Source organism: Pseudalkalibacillus hwajinpoensis, from assembly GCF_039851965.1.
Lineage (GTDB): Bacteria > Bacillota > Bacilli > Bacillales > Guptibacillaceae > Guptibacillus > Guptibacillus hwajinpoensis_E.
Genome location: NZ_CP156674.1, coordinates 3,447,213 through 3,464,845 on the forward strand (window position 1 = coordinate 3,447,213; position 17,633 = coordinate 3,464,845).

The following is a 17,633-nucleotide window of genomic DNA, read 5'->3' on the forward strand; positions in this document are numbered from 1 at the left end:
CCTTCACCTCGTAGTTAGTCTATTGGTCAAGTTCCTCTGAAACTGGATTTCGATTAAAGTAGTAGCGAAGAACGAGAACGGTTGAAATCATCAAAATAACATAGACAATTAAAAATAGGATAAATAGAAGCCCGATGTTACCTGAAGTTGTGACAACGTCTTCTGTTTTCAACATGTGGTAAATAACCCATGGCTGTCTTCCTGTACATGCGAAAATCCATCCGAACTCAATCGCCATGATTGCAAGTGGTCCAGCTATAATGAATAACCACATGAGCCATCGAGGAAATCCCTTTCGTTTTAAGAGTCGATGCCAGACAAACCCAACTACAGAAAGCAGTATTAAGAGAGAGCCTATTCCGACCATAGCATTGAAGAGGGTATGAACGAATAACGGTGGCCACTCATCCTCAGGATATTCCTCCAATCCAATTACTCTCGTATCAAAAGAATCGTCAGCGAGGTAACTGAGTGCCCATGGCACTTCAATTGCCCATTTTACTTCACGCTCCTCCTTATCTGTGTATCCTCCGATTGCGAGTGGTGCGAATGTTTGCGTTTCAAACAACCCTTCTGCTGCTGCGAGTTTCTCTGGTTGATAAACATGCAGCAGTTGAGCTGATTCATGGCCATTTAAAGCGGTTAGAATGGAGAAGATCCCACCAATGACAAGCCCCATCATTAATGCCTTTTGATGAAAGTGGTATTCTCTTTTAACCTTACTTCTCCGGAGCATGTTGTAAGCGGCAATAGATGCAATCACAAATGCTCCCGTCATTAAGGCGGAAACCGTAACGTGACCTGCTGTCACTAAGAACGATGGGTTAAAGAATGCAGCCCATGGATCAACATTGACAAACTCGCCATCGACGATTTCAAAACCAGCAGGTGTCCCTTCAAAAGCATGAACATTTGTAATAAGAATAGCTGATGCACTTGCGCCAACTGCAACAAGCGTTACACTAACAATACGCATGATTGGGGAAAGTCTATCAGCGGCATATACATAAATGGACATAAAGAGAGCTTCAAGGAAAAAAGCGTAAATTTCAATTTGAAAAGGAAGGGCAATGACTTTGCCAACTACCTCCATAAACCCAGGCCACAAAAGAGATAGTTGAACGCCAGCAATTGTTCCAGTGGGGATAGCGACACCAAGTAGTACAGCAAACCCTTTCGTCCATCTTGTCGCCATTACAGCATAATCCCTGTCTTTCGTCTTTTGATACATTAATTCAGCGACAAGAACCATTAGAGGCACTCCTACGCCAAGGGTTGCGTAGATAATATGAACGCCCATCGTCATACCGAACAGGGAGCGGGCAAGAACCAGCTCATCCATAATAAGTTTCCTCCTATTACCGTTCTTATTAAATCCCCACTTATTGTCCACCTTTTACCAGAAAATATTCTGCTCCGGTGCGCGTTTTGACATAACAGCTCGTCTTCTGTCATACACGTTAGGAGAAGGGGGGAACATCATGGATGAGCTCGTCCTGCCGTTTGTCGAGGTTGTGTCGAACAGTGGAATCTACGCCCCGTTCTATTTTATTGTTCTTCATTTTATACGGCAGTTTGTCTTTGTTCCGGTGAGTGTGGTTTGCATAGCGGGAGGAGTCATGTTTGGAGCGATTTATGGTACCATTTATTCAGTGATCGGGATTACGGTAGTAAGCACAGTTTTCTATGTATTCGTAAAGCGAGCACCGGTATTTTTTAAGAAAATTACCCGAATGAAGGAGAAATGGATGAGAAAACGGATGCCGATGTCAGTGGGACAAATAGCGATTTTGCGATTAGTCCCTTTCGTGCATTTCCATTTCATTTCACTCTGCTTAATTGAAGTCTCAAAAGACTTTCAGGATTACTTGAAGTCATCAATCATTTCTAACTTACCGCTCGCCTTGATGTATTCATTCTTTGGAACAGCTATCAAAGGTTTTGATCCAGTGCTTATCGTCTTATTGCTTTGTGGTCTTGTGGTTCTTTTCTATTTATTACGGAGAAGAGAATGGATTATGAAGTGGGAGGATTTTTTCCAACCTGTAAGATAATAAACTCCCCCTGGGGGCCAGGGGGAGTTTATTATCTATTCCATACTTAAGGGCAGATTGGTTCGAATAACCATCAGAGGGGGAAGCCAAACATACTGATGGAAGTTTCACTTTAGGAGTTTTCACGGTGACGTAAAAATTCTTTAACGGGACTTTTCCATTCGATTTTTGCACTTGGATAACGGAGGTCCATTTCTTTTTCTAGGAAATAGAAATCTTCTTTTTCGAGCATATAAAGCTCTGATGCATTTTTAACTCCAACCGAGATCGTAACAATGTCAAATGAATTTTCTGTCGTTCCAAGATATTTCTCGCCCTCAAATAGAGCACCCTTATAAGTAACAAGAAAGTTCTTTCGAACATTGGAGGAGTCATCAAGGAAATAGTACTTTTTATGGTCATAGGCTTTTTCGAGCTTGCGTTTCGGATCGATAAAAAAACGAATAACAGAATAAGCAATCAATACCATGGCAGCAAGAATGACAAGACGAAAAAGAATAATAATCATTAGTCAGCACCTCATTTTCACTATGCTTCTATTCTCTATACGTTTATGATAAAGAAAGGTTTCATTTTAAATGACAATTTTAAGACTAGCTGGTCAATTTAGAAAGGGAGATGACGTTGGATTTCAACCAATTATTTGCGCTCCAAAAACAACTGGATGATCGCATTGTAAACGAACACGGGCTTGAAGGCTTGGATTTATTTCAAAATAAACTTCTCGCACTTAAAGTAGAAGTTGGTGAACTAGCAAATGAGACAAGATGTTTCAAATACTGGAGCAAAAAAGCTCCTTCTCCAATCGAAACGATTCTCGAGGAATATGTTGATGGCATTCACTTTATTCTATCACTTGGACTAGAAATCGGCATCACTCCTAGGAAAGTTCCATCTGAAGTTGCGGATGAATTATCAACAGTAGAGTGTTTTCATCACGTCTATCAAGCCATTGATCACGTTGCTGAAATAAGAAATGAAGAGGCCTATCTCCATTTACTTAACCATTATCTCCTACTTGGGAAGCAAATCGGATTAAATATAGACGATATTTATGAAGCTTATTTGAAGAAAAACGAAGTGAATCATAATAGGCAGGACCAGGGATATTAAGCGCTCTCAATTGTGAAAAAATTCGGGAACCGTTATAATAAAATTGAATACATATCAAGGAGGCAATACATATGGTGAAGCTTGATGAAACATTGCAAATGCTTAAAGAATTAACTGATGCTAATGGTGTACCGGGCAACGAACGTGAACCTCGTGAGGTTATGAAAAAGCACATCGAACCTCTTTCTGACGAGTTGATGTATGACAACCTTGGAAGCTTAATTGCAGTTAAAAAAGGTAAAGCAGAAGGCCCTAAAATTATGGTAGCTGGCCACCTCGATGAAATCGGTTTTATGATTACACGTATAGACGATAAAGGATTCCTCTGGTTCCAAACTGTTGGCGGATGGTGGGAGCAGGTAATGCTTGCGCAACGTGTTAACGTGATGACACGGAAAGGCAACATTATGGGTGTAATTGGATCAAAGCCTCCACATATTCTTCCAGCAGAACAGCGTAAGAAATCAGTGGACAAGAAGGATATGTTCATTGATATCGGTGCTTCAAGTAGAGAAGAAGCGTTGGAGTGGGGCGTTAAACCAGGCGATTCCGTTGTTCCAGTTTGTGATTTTACAGTTATGAACAATGAGAAAATGCTTATGGCAAAAGCCTGGGATAACCGTATTGGCTGTGCAATTGCGATTGAAGTTCTTCGCAAGTTGAAAGGTGAGGATCATCCGAACACTGTATACGGCGTTGGTACTGTTCAAGAAGAAGTTGGCCTTCGTGGCGCTACGACGGCTGCAAACATGATTAAGCCAGATATCGGTTTTGCCGTTGATGTTGGTATTGCTGGTGATACTCCTGGAGTGAGTGATAAAGATGCTCAATCGAAAATGGGTAAAGGTCCACAAATCATCATGTATGATGCTTCAATGGTAGGTCATAAAGGGCTACGTGATCTTGTAACAGATACAGCTGACGAGAAGAACATTCCTTATCAGTTTGATGCAATTGCAGGTGGTGGTACTGATTCAGGTAAAATTCACCTTACAGCAAACGGTGTACCTGCACTATCGATTACAATAGCAACACGTTACATTCATACACATGCAGCTATCCTGCATCGTGATGACTTTGAAAACGCGGTTAACTTAATTGTAGAAGTGATAAAGAAACTTGACGCTAATACAGTAAAAGAAATTATCTTTAATTAAAACACAAAATCCGGTGGCTTCTGCCACCGGATTTTGCTTGTTAATTTACGCCTTGCGCCATGTAAGAGAGCATTTGCTCGCGTTCATTTTCTGGTGCTTCTTTCCAGAGAATTTCGAAAAGAACACCGAGTCCTGGGAGCATTTTCTCTTCACCGCTCTGCATAGCATCGAGGATCGTAGCTTCAATCTGCTCCTCATTGTTGCCATTAATGTTTGCGAGAATCGCTTTCCGTAAGTTAAGGTCCATGCTTTCCACCTCGCCTTTCTGATTCGCTTGTTAGAACAAGCATCATTAGTATGAGCGAATCGTTTAAATTTCATGAGTTTTGTTGGAATCTTGCCGTGGGACCCTTTATAATGAAAACATTGAAAACTGAAGGAGACCATAATGATTATAGAATCCATAAAGAATCAAAAAGTGAAAGACTGGAAAAAGCTTCAAACACGAAAAGGAAGAGAAAAGGCAGGCGCTTATTTAATTGAGGGTCCTCATATTGTTGAAGAGGCAGCAAAAGCAAAAACCCCAATATTAGAAGTGATTCAATCAGAAGGTACCGACTTATCTGATTATCCGTTTAAAGAAAGACCTGTTGTCTATACTGTTACTGAGAAAATTATGCAGGAACTAACAGATACAGAAACGCCGCAGGGAATTATGGCTGTCTGTCAGGTGGAAGAGCCTGTCTTTCCTCAGAATGGCAAACTTCTATTGCTTGATGCGATTCAGGACCCGGGGAACCTGGGGACGATTATTCGTACGGCCGATAGTGCTGGATATGATGGGATCTTATTAGGTCACGGAACCGTTGATCCATACAATAGTAAAGTACTTCGTTCCACACAGGGATCCATTTTTCATTTACCTGTGAAGAAAGCGAATTTATTCGAAGAAGTGAAAAGGTTAAAAGAAGCGGGCATGTACATTTATGCAACAGAAGTAAGTGGTGGTACCCCATATCAAGAACTTGAACGCCACGCACACTTCGCCATTATTCTCGGGAACGAGGCTAACGGTGTTTCAGAAGAGCTTCAAAATTTAGTCGATGTGAATGTATACATCCCGATTTTCGGTAAAGCTGAATCATTAAATGTAGCCGTTGCTGCAGGAATACTCATGTACGGTCTACTGCCTTCATAATCGGGCTTGCAGATTGATCGATTTTTTTCTATAATTAGAATCAACTTATATATGATAAAAACAATGATAGAGAGTAGTAAGTTGCCACTGCCTTTGCAGGGAGGAAATGCCGTGACTGGAAGCATTTCTATAGGGACGCCGCTGAATTCGCTCTGGAGTTGCCGCTTCCTATAAAAGCGGATCGGTTACAAACCGTTATTCTTTGCTTAAGGCTGATGGAATTCTTCTATTAGTGAATTAGGGTGGTACCGCGAAATCAAATCTTCGCCCCTTATGGGGAGCGAGGATTTTTTTATTGCACAAAAAAGTTTGGAGGTTGAAACGATGCAGGAGCGATTGCAAACGTTGAAAGAAGAAGCACTAGTACAGATTCAGCAAGCTTCTTCCATAAAAGAAGTTCAGGACATTCGGGTTGCATACTTAGGGAAAAAAGGGCCAATTACTGAAATTTCTAAAGGAATGGGTAAATTATCGCCTGAAGAGCGTCCGAAGATGGGGCAGCTCGTAAATGAAATTCGTTCAGCAATTTCAGAGCAAATTGATGAAAAAACGGCTGGTTTAGAAAAAGCTGCAGTAGAAGAAAGGCTAAAGAAAGAAACGATTGATATCTCTCTTCCAGGCCGTCCGGTTAAGAGGGGAAATCATCACCCACTAACAAGGGTCATAGAAGAAATCGAAGATCTTTTTCTTGGAATGGGCTTTTCAATTGCGGAAGGACCTGAAGTGGAAACGGATTACTACAATTTCGAAGCCTTGAACCTTCCGAAGGATCATCCAGCTCGTGATATGCAGGATTCCTTCTATATTACAGATGAAACGCTGCTTCGCACACATACGTCTCCGATGCAGGCAAGAACGATGGAAAAATTAAATGGCGAAGGCCCGGTTAAGATCATCGTGCCAGGTAAGGTATATCGCCGCGACACAGATGATGCGACACACTCGCACCAGTTTATGCAAATTGAAGGCTTAATGGTCGGAGAAAATGTTCGTATGAGTGACTTGAAAGGCGTGCTGCAATCATTTGCAAAGAAAATGTTCGGTGAAGAACGTGAAATTCGTCTGCGCCCTAGCTTCTTCCCTTTTACTGAGCCATCTGTTGAAATGGATATTTCATGCTTTAACTGCGGTGGAAACGGCTGTTCTGTATGTAAAGGAACCGGCTGGATTGAAATCCTAGGTGGCGGAATGGTGCATCCGAACGTGCTTCGTATGTCCGGATTCGATCCTGAAAAAGTAACAGGCTTTGCATTTGGTATGGGCCCTGAACGAATTGCTATGCTGAAATACGGCATTGACGACATTCGCCACTTCTATACAAATGACAGCCGATTCATAAAACAATTTAATTCACTATAAACGATTTGATTGTAAGGAGGAGAAAGTATGCTTGTACCAATGAACTGGCTTCAACAGTATGTCGATCTAGATAGTTATTCGGCTGATGAGCTTGCTGACCTGATCACAAAGGGCGGTATTGAGGTAGAAACAGTTGAAAAGCTAAATAAAGGAATTAGTGGCGTGGTCGTTGGCTATGTACACGAATGTAACCAACACCCTGATGCAGATAAGCTTAATATTTGTAGCGTCGATATTGGTGAAGAAGAACCCGTCCAGATTATCTGTGGAGCCCCTAACATCGCACAGGGACAGTACGTGGCAGTTGCGAAGGTTGGAGCAGTCCTTCCTGGAAACTTCAAAATTAAGAAAGCGAAACTTCGTGGTGAAGCTTCCCATGGTATGATCTGCTCGTTACAGGAGCTTGGTATCGAAAGTAAGCTTGTGCAGAAAGAATTTGCAGATGGTATTTTCGTATTTAGTGATGCCGTAACCCCTGGGGAAGATGCACTTGATTATCTTAATCTTAATGATGAAGTTCTTGAACTCGGTTTAACTCCTAACCGTGCAGATGCGATGAACATGATCGGGGTCGCTTATGAAGTTGGAGCTGTGCTAAATCGTTCGATCGCACTTCCATCTCCTGAACTTGTCCGTTCAGAGGAAAATACAGATAGCTATGTGACGGTTCGTGTAGAAAATGAAGAAGATAATCCATATTACGGGGCAACTGTTATTAAAGACGTTACCATTCAATCATCTCCACAGTGGCTTGTGAATAGACTGGTGTCTGCAGGAATTCGCCCGATAAACAACGTTGTAGACATTACAAACTACGTCCTACTCGAATACGGCCAGCCATTACACGCTTTTGACTATGACCGTTTTGGATCGAAAGAGGTTGTTGTTCGCCGCGCTGAAGACGGTGAGAAGATCGTAACGCTAGATGATACAGAGCGTACACTTTCAAGTGAGCACCTTGTGATTACGAATGGTTCTAAACCAGTTGCTGTTGCGGGTGTTATGGGTGGAGCAGATTCTGAAGTGCAACAGGATACTACGACAATTCTGCTTGAGGCTGCTTATTTTAATGGAAAGCTTGTACGTAAAGCATCGAAGGATCTCGGTCTGCGTAGTGATTCAAGTGCACGTTTCGAAAAAGGAATTGACCGAAATCGCGTGGTTAGCGCCAGTGAACGTGCGGCACAGCTTATACAGGAAATTGCTGGTGGTACAGTTTTAAAAGGAATTGCTGAGCAGGGAGATCGAACAGTAGAAGCAAAAGACGTAAGCATTGAAGTAACAAGAATTAATCAAGTGCTAGGTACAGAAATTTCTGAAACAGAAGTTGCTGCGATTTTTGAACGCTTGCACTTCTCTTATCAGAATTTTGGTGGGACATTTACAGTTCAGGTTCCGCCTCGTCGTCCTGACATTATGATTTCAGAAGATCTGATTGAAGAAGTAGGCCGCCTATATGGCTATGACAATGTCCCTGCTACACTACCGATTACAGAAAGTACGCCTGGACAGCTTTCCGACTATCAGTTGAAACGTCGCCGCGTTCGTCGCACGCTAGAAGGAGCAGGCCTATATCAAACAGTTACCTATTCACTTACTTCTCCATCTAAGCGTATGTTCTTTTCTGACGAGTCAGCTGAAGCGATTCGTCTTGCAATGCCTATGAGTGAAGATCGAAGTGAACTAAGAACGAGCCTGGTACCACATCTTCTTGAGGTGGCACAGTATAACCGAAACCGCCAGCTTGAGAACCTTGCTTTCTATGAAACGGCTTCAGTTTTCTTGCCTAATGGCTCAGAACTTCCTGAAGAGCAGGAACATCTTGCTGGTGTCGTATCCGGCCTCTGGCAGGAGCATCTCTGGCAGAAGGAAAAGAAACCGGCTGATTTCTTCGTCGTAAAAGGTATTCTAGAAGAGCTTGCAGTAGAGTTTAGCGTCGAAGATCGTCTGACCTTCGCCCGTACCGAAGAGCCTAAGCTTCACCCTGGCAGAACCGCAGCCGTTTACCTTGATCAGGAGTTATTTGGTTATATCGGCCAACTGCACCCTGAAGTCGAAAAGGAACTTGATCTAAGTGAAACGTACGTCTTTGAAATTAATCTAGAGAAATTGTTGAAAGCAGATGTTGCTCATCTTCAATATAAAAAGCTCCCTCGGTTCCCTTCTGTGACGCGTGACGTTGCTCTCGTCGTAGAAGAGTCACTTGAAGCTGGAGAAGTGAAACGTGTTCTGAAAGATGCAGGTGGAGCGAAGCTTGTAGAAATTAATTTGTTTGATGTTTATCAGGGTGAGCATCTTGAAGAAGGTAAGAAGTCACTTGCTTTCTCATTACGTTACTACAACCCTGAACAAACCCTAACAGAAGAAGAAGTAAAGAAAGCACATGATCTTGTGCTAACAGCTGCTGAAGAACAATTTGGTGCTGCGCTGCGTAAGTAATCAAAAACACTCCCTTTTATTAAGAAGGGAGTGTTTTTTAGGTTATAATGGAATTACATAAACATGCCAACGAAGATTGCAGTAATGAAGGAAGCAAGTGTACCGCCAACAATCGCTTTTAATCCTAATTTTGATACTTGTGACCGCTTTGAAGGCTCCAGTGATCCCAGTCCGATAATAAGCTGACCTATGGACGAGAAGTTTGCAAAGTTACAAAGAGCAACAGATAGGATAGCGACTGTTTTATCAGATAATTGAGCTTGAATAGCGGTAAGGTTTTGATAGGCAACAAATTCATTTATCGACATTTTTGTCCCAATAATGGAGGCAGCACGGAAGGCTTCATCGATTGGGATACCGACGAGTAACGCAAACGGATAGAAAATATAGCCGAGAATCGAACTTAGATCAGTGCCGACAACTCCAAGTAAGCCGTTCAAAACAGCTAGAATACTTATAAATGCGATTAGAAGTCCACCAATATTTAGGGCAAGTGTCACACCACTAACGGTACCATCAGCAATGGCTTCAAAAATATTAGCATGTTCTGATTTTTTCATGCGCACATTGTCATTTGTTTTTGATACTTCTGTTTCTGGTTCCATCACTTTTGAAATAACAAGAGAGACGAAAGGAACACTGAAGACGGAGATGAGCAAATATTTCAGTTCAATTCCCATTAATGAATACCCAACTAGGATAGCTCCACTTGCAGAGGCTGTTCCACCTACCATAATCGCGAAAATTTCAGATCGTGTAAGAAGTTTTAAATATGGTTTAACGAGTAAAGGCGCTTCGGCTAATCCTAGAAATGAGTTCCCTACTGCGTTAAAGGTTTCAACTTTGGTTGTTCCCATCAGTTTACCGATTGTAACGCCAATCGCCTGTACGATAAGAGGGATCACACGCAAATAATAAAGAGCTGAAACAAGAGCTGATATGAAAATAATTACCGCTAGTACGTTAATTGCGAACACAAACGTTAAATCCGTTTGTTCATAAAGTCCACCGAAAACAAATTGAATACCTTCGTTACTATAATTGATCACATTTTGTACAGCTTCAGACGCTTTTTCTAGTAACCGTTTTCCGGCATCTACTTTAAGAACGAATAGGACAAATAGTCCCTCGATTAAAAGTCCAATTCCAATCGTTCTCCATCTAACGACTGTTTTCTTATTGCTAAGTAGCCAGGCGATTGCTAGTACTCCTGCAATTGATAAAAGGCCGGTGATAATATTCATGATGACTCAATCCCCCTGTTAAGTAGTTGTTACTCCACATGTATAAATGCTATCTAAAATATAAAAAACCCGAACTGGTAAGTTCGGGTATAATACAGGAAGAATTGAGACATAAAAATGATAAACAAAACATACGTGTTTATAGTTTACGATGCCTAACTTCCCTATAGTCCAGCAATTCATGGTTGCCGGGTAGAAACTCTTTGGACCCTATTTCCAAAATTATATAGAGATAAATGTGAAGTTGTATTCATCAATTTAGCAAAATAATTGGTAGGTAGCAAGACCTATTATGATAGTAGGAATCTTTCCAAAATTCACTCCTGAAATGTAAGCGTACGATAAAAAACGTGTTGAATCAGTAGGGGCTATATGCTTAAGTACTTAGTGAAAATAGCACTGAAGCTCCTATATGCGAAGAGTCGGCGCCCGACAATTATACTTATAAAAAGCGATTGAATAAATAAAAGCTGGCCCTTTTGAGCCAGCTTTATTTATTCAATCGCTTATGAACGGTCCGACTGTTCAGCCAGTTTTTTTGCTTTCAAGCTGTTTGCGAAGTGGAGCTTGGCGAGCTTACCAAGTACCTGATCTCCATATTTTTGAATGAGTTTAGCGGCTGCAAGATCTACAGCTGCTCCTGCTCCTTTTGGTAGTTTTACGTTGTTTTCTCTTCCAAGACGATCGATTTCCATTACAAATGAATACCTGGCAATAATTGAGGCTGCTGCCACTGCAAGATGGATTTCTTCGGCCTTAGTCGCAAAGTACACTTTATCCTTCACAATCGTGGATTGTCCCTTTAAGTAATTGAAATAGATATCTGGTTTGGCAAATTGGTCAATCAAAATGGCATCATATGAAGCGATTTTTCGTTGAACGTTTTGTATGGCCTGGTTATGTAATAGAGCCTTCATTTTCCCTTGATTCATACCCTTTTTCTGCATCGCATTGTATTTCTCATTAGGTAGAATCAGTAGACTATATGGAATGGTTTTAATGAGATTCCTTGCAATCTCAATAATCTCTGGATCCTTCATTCCTTTCGAGTCTCTTACACCGAGTTCTTTTAAGAGTGGAATGTGACTATGATCAACGTAAGCTGCGGCTACAGTAATCGGACCAAAGAAATCACCTGTCCCAACTTCATCACTTCCAATTGCTGATAGAGATGAGATGTGAGCTGGAGGTGCGTATTTATGATCGCTAACCTTTTTTTTAGCAGGAGCTTTTCTCGATGAAGAAACGCCACTTGACTGCCAGGGCATTGCTTCAGATTCTGCTGCTGAACCTTGAAACATAACTTTTCCCGATTTATATCCTGTAATAGTACAGGAAGAGGTCTTTGCTACAAAAACGCTTCCTGGCGGCTGTTTGTCGCTTAAGTCACTGTTGTATTTCTTTTTTATTTCATTCATAATGGATGGTGATACAGTTAGAACTACCTGTGGCATAACAAAACTCCCTTTGTGAACGATACTTGCATCCTATTATATCAGACTGGACAAGTGAAATAGAATGGGGCAGTGCCACTGTATTTCCAAAGGTATATTTTCATGCTATGATATAAGGTGGAATTCTTTCTCATGATAGGAGGCTTAATGGGTGGCAGACAGTCAAGGAAAAATACGTACAACTGTGGAAATACATGGAGAGCAGTATACAATTGTCGGCGATAAAAGTCATCAACATATTCGCGAAGTCTCAAATTTAGTCGATGAGAAGATGAATGAAATTAAAGGGATGAGCCCTTATTTGGATACAAAGCGACTTGCGGTATTGACCGCTGTAAATATAGTGAATGAATATGTCATGATCAAAAAAGAACTTAAAGAATTGAAGAAAAAACTGAGAGAAGAGGAATAACGTAACATGGTTGATCTTATTCTTTTAATCATATTAGTTGGTGGCTTTCTTATCGGACTTCGTAGAGGTCTTATTTTACAAGTAGTTCATTTAACAGGATTCATTGTGTCAATTATTGTAGCTTATATGTACTTTCGTGATCTCGCTCCTCATTTAAAGCTCTGGATTCCATATCCTTCCTTTGGTAATGAGGCTGCTGCATCAGCAATGGTTTTTGATGCCATCAATCTCGAAGCTACATATTATAGTGGAATTGCCTTTGCGCTTTTGTTCTTTGGCACAAAAATTATTATGCAAATTATTGGATCAATGCTTGATTTTCTGGCCGATTTGCCCATTCTCAGAACTGTTAATGGTTGGCTCGGTGGCGTTCTTGGTTTTGTAGAAGTCTATATTGTGGTTTTCCTATTCTTGTTTCTTGCTGCGCTTCTTCCGAATGAAACAGTCCAATCCACTATATCCAATTCCATTCTTGCAGAGAGTATCGTGAAGCATACGCCAGTGCTGACTGAACAAATTAAAGATCTCTGGAGCACGCACGTAGCATAACCCTTCTCTTAGAAGGGTTATTTGTTTGTTGTAATCAAGCGTAAATGATTGGATTTCGTTCCAAATATGGATACGATAGAATTAATGTATTCCTTAAGAAGGGTGAGAATTCAATGAATAAAAAAAACGTCATTCATTTTCTTGAAGAAATAGCTGTTTATATGGAACTGAAAGGTGAGAATCCTTTTAAAATATCCGCCTTTCGAAAAGCAGCTCGTGCGCTCGAAACGGATGATAGAAACATGGATCAAATAGAGGACCCGGCTGAGCTTACTGGCATCGGAAAGGGTACAGCTGCTGTAATAAAGGAAATTCTTGAAAATGGGGAATCTGAAACACTTGAATCTCTTAAAAAAGAAGTCCCGGCAGGACTCGTGCCACTACTGAAATTGCCCGGTCTTGGCGGAAAGAAGCTTGCAAAGCTTTATAAGGAACTGAACGTCGTCGATATGGCTACCTTAAAGAAGTCGTGTGAAAAAGATCAAATTCAAGAACTGCCAGGATTCGGGAAGAAAAGCCAGGAAAAGATCCTTGCAGCTATTGAGGAAGCCGGTAAGAGACCTGATCGACTTTCCATTGCTTATATGCTTCCACTCGCTGAAAAAATCGAAAGACAATTGAATCATATAGAAAGCATTGACCGCTATGCGAGAGCGGGCAGCTTACGTCGCATTCGTGAAACGATTAAAGATCTCGACTTTATTATTGCCACGAATGATGCGGCCAGCGTATCTGAGAAGCTTCTGGAGATAGAAGGAATTTCGAAGATCGTTGTCAAGGGAGAAACAAAAATCACGCTTGAATTAAACGATGAATTCGGAGTTTCTGTAGATTTTCGAATCGTGAAGCCGAATGAATTCACATCAACTCTTCATCATTTTACTGGCTCTCAGGCTCATAATGTGAAAATGAGACAGATTGCGAAAAAAAAGGGCGAGAAAATTAGCGAATATGGCGTCGAGTCACTCGAAACAGGTGAGGTCCTTACTTTTGAAAGTGAAACGGAATTCTATAACCATTTCGGACTTTCTTATATTCCTCCTGAAATCCGTGAAGATGATGGTGAGATTGAGGAAGCAGAGGGAAATGACATTCAGTTAGTGGATTTGAAGGATATTAAAGGTGATCTCCATATGCACTCAACCTGGAGTGACGGTGCATATACCATTGAGGAAATGGCTGAGCGCGCGAGAGAAAAAGGGTATTCTTATATAGCCATAACGGACCATTCCCAGTACTTAAAGGTAGCAAATGGGTTAACTGCTGAAAGACTGCGCGAACAGAGAAATGAAGTGGAGCGCTTAAATAAGAAATGGACTGATTTTAAAATTTTCGCAGGTGTTGAAATGGACATTCTTCCTGATGGGTCGCTTGATTATGATGATGAACTACTAACGGAAATGGATTTCGTTATCGCTTCAATTCATTCTTCCTTCTCACAGGATCAGAATACCATTATGGCACGTCTTGAGACGGCTCTCCGCAGCCATCATGTAGATTTAATCGCCCATCCCTCGGGAAGACTCCTTGGAAGAAGGAATGGGTATGCGCTTGATCATGAAAAACTTATTCAGCTTGCAAAAGAAACGGGTACAGCCCTTGAGCTGAATGCGAATCCAAATCGTCTTGATCTAGCTGCCGAATGGCTTCGAAAAGCTCAAACTGAAAATGTTAAAATAATGATTAATACGGATGCCCATCACATGGACATGCTTGAACATATGGAAATTGGTGTTTCAGCGGGCAGAAGAGGATGGCTCCGAGCGGAGAGTGTCTTAAACACCTATACGGTAAAAGATCTTGAAGCATTTTTTAACCGTCATCAATAACTTGATAAATATTGCTTCTAGGAGGAACGCCCATTGCAAAAAAGAGTGTTACGGTTACTTGAATATGACAAAGTTAAAGAACGACTTGGTAAACACGTCTCATCCTCACTAGGGAAACAAAAAACTGAACAGTTAGTCCCGCTTTTTACGCTTGAGGAAGTAAAACATCAGCTTGAGGGTACGGACGAGGGACGAAGGGTTATTCGCTTACGTGGTCACGCACCATTAGGTGGAATTCGAGATATCCGTCAGAGTGTTAAACGAGCTGAGATCGGGGGCATGCTTAATCCATCAGAATTATTGGATATTTCCAGTACTATTTATGGTGGACGCAGGTTAAAAACCTTCCTTGAAAACATGATTGAAGATGGAGTGGAACTCCCTCTTTTTGGAGATCTTGTCGGTCAGATCATGAATGAAACTGAGCTAGAACAGGAAATCAATGCCTGTATCGACCAGGACGGTGAACTGCTCGATTCAGCAAGTGATGCCCTGCGCCGGATCCGTACACAGTTACGAAGCTTTGAATCACGCGTTCGTGAAAAGCTTGAAAGCTTAATTCGATCTTCAAGCACCCGGAAAATGCTATCTGACGCACTCATAACCATTCGTAATGAACGCTACGTTATTCCTGTTAAGCAGGAGTACAGAGGCTCGTTTGGCGGTATGATTCATGATCAATCTTCTTCTGGTGCGACGTTGTTTATAGAACCACAATCTGTTGTATCAATAAACAACCAGTTGAAAGAAGTGAAGGTAAAAGAAAAGCTTGAAATTGAGCGCATTCTAACCGAATTAACAGGACATGTTGCAGAATCCTCTGAAACGTTGCGTCACAATGTAGACATTCTGGCGGATATTGATTTTATTTTTGCGCGCGCAGGATACGCCAACGAATTGAAAGCAACGAAGCCTTCGATGAACGATGAAGGAGAATTTGAGATTAAACAGGGGAGACATCCACTCCTTCCACAGGATGAAGTAGTACCATCGTCGCTTTATCTAGGACAAGATTATTCATCACTTGTCATTACGGGGCCTAATACCGGTGGTAAAACGGTTACTTTAAAAACAGCAGGGTTATTAACATTGATGGCACAATCAGGCTTACATATCCCTGCTGATGAAGGATCGACGATGTCTGTATTTCAACAAATCTTTGCTGATATTGGTGATGAACAATCAATCGAGCAAAGTTTAAGTACGTTTTCTTCTCATATGACGAACATCGTCCATATTTTGAAAAACATTGATCAAAACAGCCTTGTTCTATTTGATGAGCTTGGTGCCGGAACTGATCCTCAGGAAGGGGCAGCACTTGCTATATCCATACTTGACTATGTCTATAACCGAGGCGCAAGAGTAATTGCGACAACACATTATAGTGAGCTAAAAGCTTATGCTTATAATCGAGAAGGGGTAATGAATGCCAGTGTAGAATTTGATGTAGAGACGCTTCGTCCAACTTATCGTCTCCTCATTGGTGTTCCCGGCCGAAGCAATGCGTTCGAAATTTCAAGGCGCCTAGGCTTGATGGATGATATTATTGAAGATGCACGTTCTCAGATTTCAAGTGAAAGCAATAAGGTAGATCGAATGATTTCTTCTCTTGAGGATAGCCAGAAACAAGCCGAGTTGGATCGACAGGGTGCATCTGAACTTCGAAAAGAAGCAGAGTCGTTGAAGGACGACCTTAAAACTCAACTTGCAAAGTTTGAAAAACAGCGTGAACGTCTATTTGAAGAAGCAGAACAAAAGGCGGCTGAAGAGGTTGAAAAAGCACAAGAGCAGGCGAAGAAAATCATTCATGATCTTCGGACGTTCCAGCGCGGCGATGTCAAGGAACATCAATTGATTGATGCACAGAAGCAGCTTGAAGATGCTAAGCCAGAACTTCGATCCAAGAAGCCGGCTCAAAAGAAAGGTAAAGGTAAAGCTAAATCTTATCAACCTGGTGATGAAGTAAAGGTCATCAGCTTTAATCAAAAAGGCCATATCGTTGAACCGGTCGGGAAAAATGAATACCAGGTTCAGCTTGGAATAATGAAAATGAATGTAAAAGCGAAAGATCTTGAGCCAATAAAATCAAAACCTGAAGTAGAACGTAAACCGTTCGTTACGGTAAGGGGTAGTGATAGCCGGGTAAAAACCGAGCTTGATTTACGAGGGAAACGATACGAAGATGCCCAGGTAGAAGTGGAACGTTATATTGATGATGCCCTTCTAGCTGGATACAATCAGGTATCCATTATTCACGGTAAAGGAACAGGGGCCCTTAGGAAAGGTGTTCATGAATGGCTTAAACGGCATTCTCGAGTGAAAAACCTTCGAATGGGTGGTATGAATGAAGGCGGCGGTGGCGTGACCGTTGTGGAATTGAAGTAGAGAAAGGAATTATCATAATGGAACAATTATGGGAGAGTGTAGCTTTTCAAACAGCCGCAAATTACAGTGTTGTGATTGTCTGCATGATTGTTTTTCTTTCATTATTTGAATTTGTTACTTCCTATCGAAACTGGGAGGAAATTCAGAAAGGAAATCTTGCTGTAGCGATGGCTACAGGGGGTAAAATTTTTGGAATCGCCAATATCTTTCGATTTTCAATAGAGCACAATGATTCTCTTGTAACAATGATGGGCTGGGGAGTATTTGGTTTTGTTCTACTTTTAATTGGCTACTTTACTTTCGAATTTTTGACGCCTAAATTTAGAATTGATAAAGAAATTGCGGCAGATAATCGTGCCGTTGGTTTTATTTCTATGGTAATATCGATTGGCCTATCTTTTGTGATTGGGGCAGGCATTTCATAAGGGGAGCATAGAATGGAAACGTTATGGAAAGTTCTAATAGTTGTCTCTGGCATATTTTTTATTGCCGGTATAATT

At 41.3% G+C, this 17,633-nt stretch carries 16 protein-coding genes, 1 riboswitch and 1 other annotated feature; of the genes, 11 read left to right on the top strand and 5 right to left on the bottom strand.

Annotation, left to right across the window (positions count from 1 at the left end; all coding sequences use genetic code 11):
• Positions 1-19: 19 nt before the first annotated feature.
• Positions 20-1,342 (bottom strand): cytochrome ubiquinol oxidase subunit I, encoded by a 1,323-nt coding sequence (locus tag ABFG93_RS17755; RefSeq protein WP_347549347.1) that lies wholly within the window; start codon positions 1,340-1,342, stop codon positions 20-22.
• A gap of 139 nt (positions 1,343-1,481) precedes the next feature.
• On the opposite strand from ABFG93_RS17755, the gene ABFG93_RS17760 reads away from it, so the two are divergent.
• Positions 1,482-2,054, top strand: a complete 573-nt coding sequence (locus ABFG93_RS17760) for a TVP38/TMEM64 family protein (RefSeq protein WP_347549348.1) — start codon at positions 1,482-1,484, stop codon at positions 2,052-2,054.
• Between the two features lie 112 nt (positions 2,055-2,166).
• On the opposite strand, the gene ABFG93_RS17765 is transcribed toward ABFG93_RS17760, so the two are convergent.
• Positions 2,167-2,562, bottom strand: coding sequence for a sigma-w pathway protein ysdB (locus ABFG93_RS17765; RefSeq protein ID WP_347549349.1), 396 nt, complete (start codon positions 2,560-2,562; stop codon positions 2,167-2,169).
• Between the two features lie 116 nt (positions 2,563-2,678).
• On the opposite strand from ABFG93_RS17765, the gene ABFG93_RS17770 reads away from it, so the two are divergent.
• Positions 2,679-3,167, top strand: a complete 489-nt coding sequence (locus ABFG93_RS17770) for a dUTP diphosphatase (protein WP_431522018.1) — start codon at positions 2,679-2,681, stop codon at positions 3,165-3,167.
• 71 nt (positions 3,168-3,238) lie between these two features.
• Positions 3,239-4,324, top strand: coding sequence for a M42 family metallopeptidase (locus ABFG93_RS17775; protein ID WP_347549351.1), 1,086 nt, complete (start codon positions 3,239-3,241; stop codon positions 4,322-4,324).
• A gap of 40 nt (positions 4,325-4,364) precedes the next feature.
• On the opposite strand, the gene sspI is transcribed toward ABFG93_RS17775, so the two are convergent.
• On the bottom strand, positions 4,365-4,571 hold the full coding sequence (gene sspI, locus ABFG93_RS17780; protein WP_347549352.1) for a small acid-soluble spore protein SspI: 207 nt from the start codon (positions 4,569-4,571) through the stop codon (positions 4,365-4,367).
• A gap of 141 nt (positions 4,572-4,712) precedes the next feature.
• On the opposite strand from sspI, the gene ABFG93_RS17785 reads away from it, so the two are divergent.
• The 3 genes from ABFG93_RS17785 to pheT all read left to right on the top strand — a co-directional run bounded on the left by ABFG93_RS17785 (position 4,713) and on the right by pheT (position 9,260).
• The gene (locus ABFG93_RS17785; RefSeq protein WP_347549353.1) at positions 4,713-5,462 is read left to right on the top strand and encodes a TrmH family RNA methyltransferase; all 750 of its coding nucleotides are present in this window, start codon (positions 4,713-4,715) and stop codon (positions 5,460-5,462) included.
• 54 nt (positions 5,463-5,516) lie between these two features.
• Positions 5,517-5,737, top strand: a binding site (T-box leader).
• Between the two features lie 49 nt (positions 5,738-5,786).
• Positions 5,787-6,821, top strand: coding sequence for a phenylalanine--tRNA ligase subunit alpha (gene pheS, locus ABFG93_RS17790; protein ID WP_347549354.1), 1,035 nt, complete (start codon positions 5,787-5,789; stop codon positions 6,819-6,821).
• A gap of 27 nt (positions 6,822-6,848) precedes the next feature.
• Entirely contained in the window at positions 6,849-9,260 is a 2,412-nt protein-coding gene (pheT, locus tag ABFG93_RS17795) for a phenylalanine--tRNA ligase subunit beta (RefSeq protein ID WP_347549355.1), read from the top strand.
• Positions 9,261-9,313: 53 nt separating this feature from the next.
• Here the strand turns inward: pheT and ABFG93_RS17800 are convergent, their stop codons facing one another.
• Both ABFG93_RS17800 and rnhC read right to left on the bottom strand, forming a co-directional pair.
• The gene (locus ABFG93_RS17800; RefSeq protein WP_347549356.1) at positions 9,314-10,504 is read right to left on the bottom strand and encodes a NupC/NupG family nucleoside CNT transporter; all 1,191 of its coding nucleotides are present in this window, start codon (positions 10,502-10,504) and stop codon (positions 9,314-9,316) included.
• 147 nt (positions 10,505-10,651) lie between these two features.
• A riboswitch (purine riboswitch) is annotated at positions 10,652-10,754 on the bottom strand.
• A gap of 256 nt (positions 10,755-11,010) precedes the next feature.
• On the bottom strand, positions 11,011-11,958 hold the full coding sequence (rnhC, locus tag ABFG93_RS17805; protein ID WP_347549357.1) for a ribonuclease HIII: 948 nt from the start codon (positions 11,956-11,958) through the stop codon (positions 11,011-11,013).
• A gap of 151 nt (positions 11,959-12,109) precedes the next feature.
• Between rnhC and zapA the strand changes: the two genes are divergently transcribed.
• The 5 genes from zapA (at position 12,110) to ABFG93_RS17830 (ending at position 17,558) form a co-directional block, all read left to right on the top strand.
• Positions 12,110-12,370 carry a cell division protein ZapA gene (gene zapA / locus ABFG93_RS17810; protein WP_347549358.1) on the top strand — a complete coding sequence of 87 codons (261 nt, stop codon included), beginning with the start codon at positions 12,110-12,112 and terminating at the stop codon, positions 12,368-12,370.
• Between the two features lie 6 nt (positions 12,371-12,376).
• The gene (locus ABFG93_RS17815) at positions 12,377-12,919 is read left to right on the top strand and encodes a CvpA family protein (protein WP_347549359.1); all 543 of its coding nucleotides are present in this window, start codon (positions 12,377-12,379) and stop codon (positions 12,917-12,919) included.
• Between the two features lie 113 nt (positions 12,920-13,032).
• Positions 13,033-14,748 (top strand): DNA polymerase/3'-5' exonuclease PolX, encoded by a 1,716-nt coding sequence (polX, locus tag ABFG93_RS17820; RefSeq protein WP_347549360.1) that lies wholly within the window; start codon positions 13,033-13,035, stop codon positions 14,746-14,748.
• Between the two features lie 33 nt (positions 14,749-14,781).
• Positions 14,782-17,133: an endonuclease MutS2 gene (locus ABFG93_RS17825; RefSeq protein ID WP_347549361.1), complete on the top strand. Its 2,352-nt coding sequence runs from the start codon at positions 14,782-14,784 to the stop codon at positions 17,131-17,133.
• Positions 17,134-17,150: 17 nt separating this feature from the next.
• Entirely contained in the window at positions 17,151-17,558 is a 408-nt protein-coding gene (locus ABFG93_RS17830) for a DUF350 domain-containing protein (protein ID WP_347549362.1), read from the top strand.
• Positions 17,559-17,633 lie beyond the last annotated feature (75 nt).

Excerpts from the sequence above, each read along its gene's own strand:
- ABFG93_RS17755 (WP_347549347.1), bottom strand. The coding sequence starts at position 1,342 with ATGGATGAGCTGGTTCTTGCCCGCTCCCTGTTCGGTATGACGATGGGC.
- ABFG93_RS17760 (WP_347549348.1), top strand. The coding sequence starts at position 1,482 with ATGGATGAGCTCGTCCTGCCGTTTGTCGAGGTTGTGTCGAACAGTGGA.
- ABFG93_RS17765 (WP_347549349.1), bottom strand. The coding sequence starts at position 2,562 with ATGATTATTATTCTTTTTCGTCTTGTCATTCTTGCTGCCATGGTATTG.
- ABFG93_RS17775 (WP_347549351.1), top strand. The coding sequence starts at position 3,239 with ATGGTGAAGCTTGATGAAACATTGCAAATGCTTAAAGAATTAACTGAT.
- sspI (WP_347549352.1), bottom strand. The coding sequence starts at position 4,571 with ATGGACCTTAACTTACGGAAAGCGATTCTCGCAAACATTAATGGCAAC.
- ABFG93_RS17785 (WP_347549353.1), top strand. The coding sequence starts at position 4,713 with ATGATTATAGAATCCATAAAGAATCAAAAAGTGAAAGACTGGAAAAAG.
- pheS (WP_347549354.1), top strand. The coding sequence starts at position 5,787 with ATGCAGGAGCGATTGCAAACGTTGAAAGAAGAAGCACTAGTACAGATT.
- pheT (WP_347549355.1), top strand. The coding sequence starts at position 6,849 with ATGCTTGTACCAATGAACTGGCTTCAACAGTATGTCGATCTAGATAGT.
- ABFG93_RS17800 (WP_347549356.1), bottom strand. The coding sequence starts at position 10,504 with ATGAATATTATCACCGGCCTTTTATCAATTGCAGGAGTACTAGCAATC.
- rnhC (WP_347549357.1), bottom strand. The coding sequence starts at position 11,958 with ATGCCACAGGTAGTTCTAACTGTATCACCATCCATTATGAATGAAATA.
- ABFG93_RS17815 (WP_347549359.1), top strand. The coding sequence starts at position 12,377 with ATGGTTGATCTTATTCTTTTAATCATATTAGTTGGTGGCTTTCTTATC.
- polX (WP_347549360.1), top strand. The coding sequence starts at position 13,033 with ATGAATAAAAAAAACGTCATTCATTTTCTTGAAGAAATAGCTGTTTAT.
- ABFG93_RS17830 (WP_347549362.1), top strand. The coding sequence starts at position 17,151 with ATGGAACAATTATGGGAGAGTGTAGCTTTTCAAACAGCCGCAAATTAC.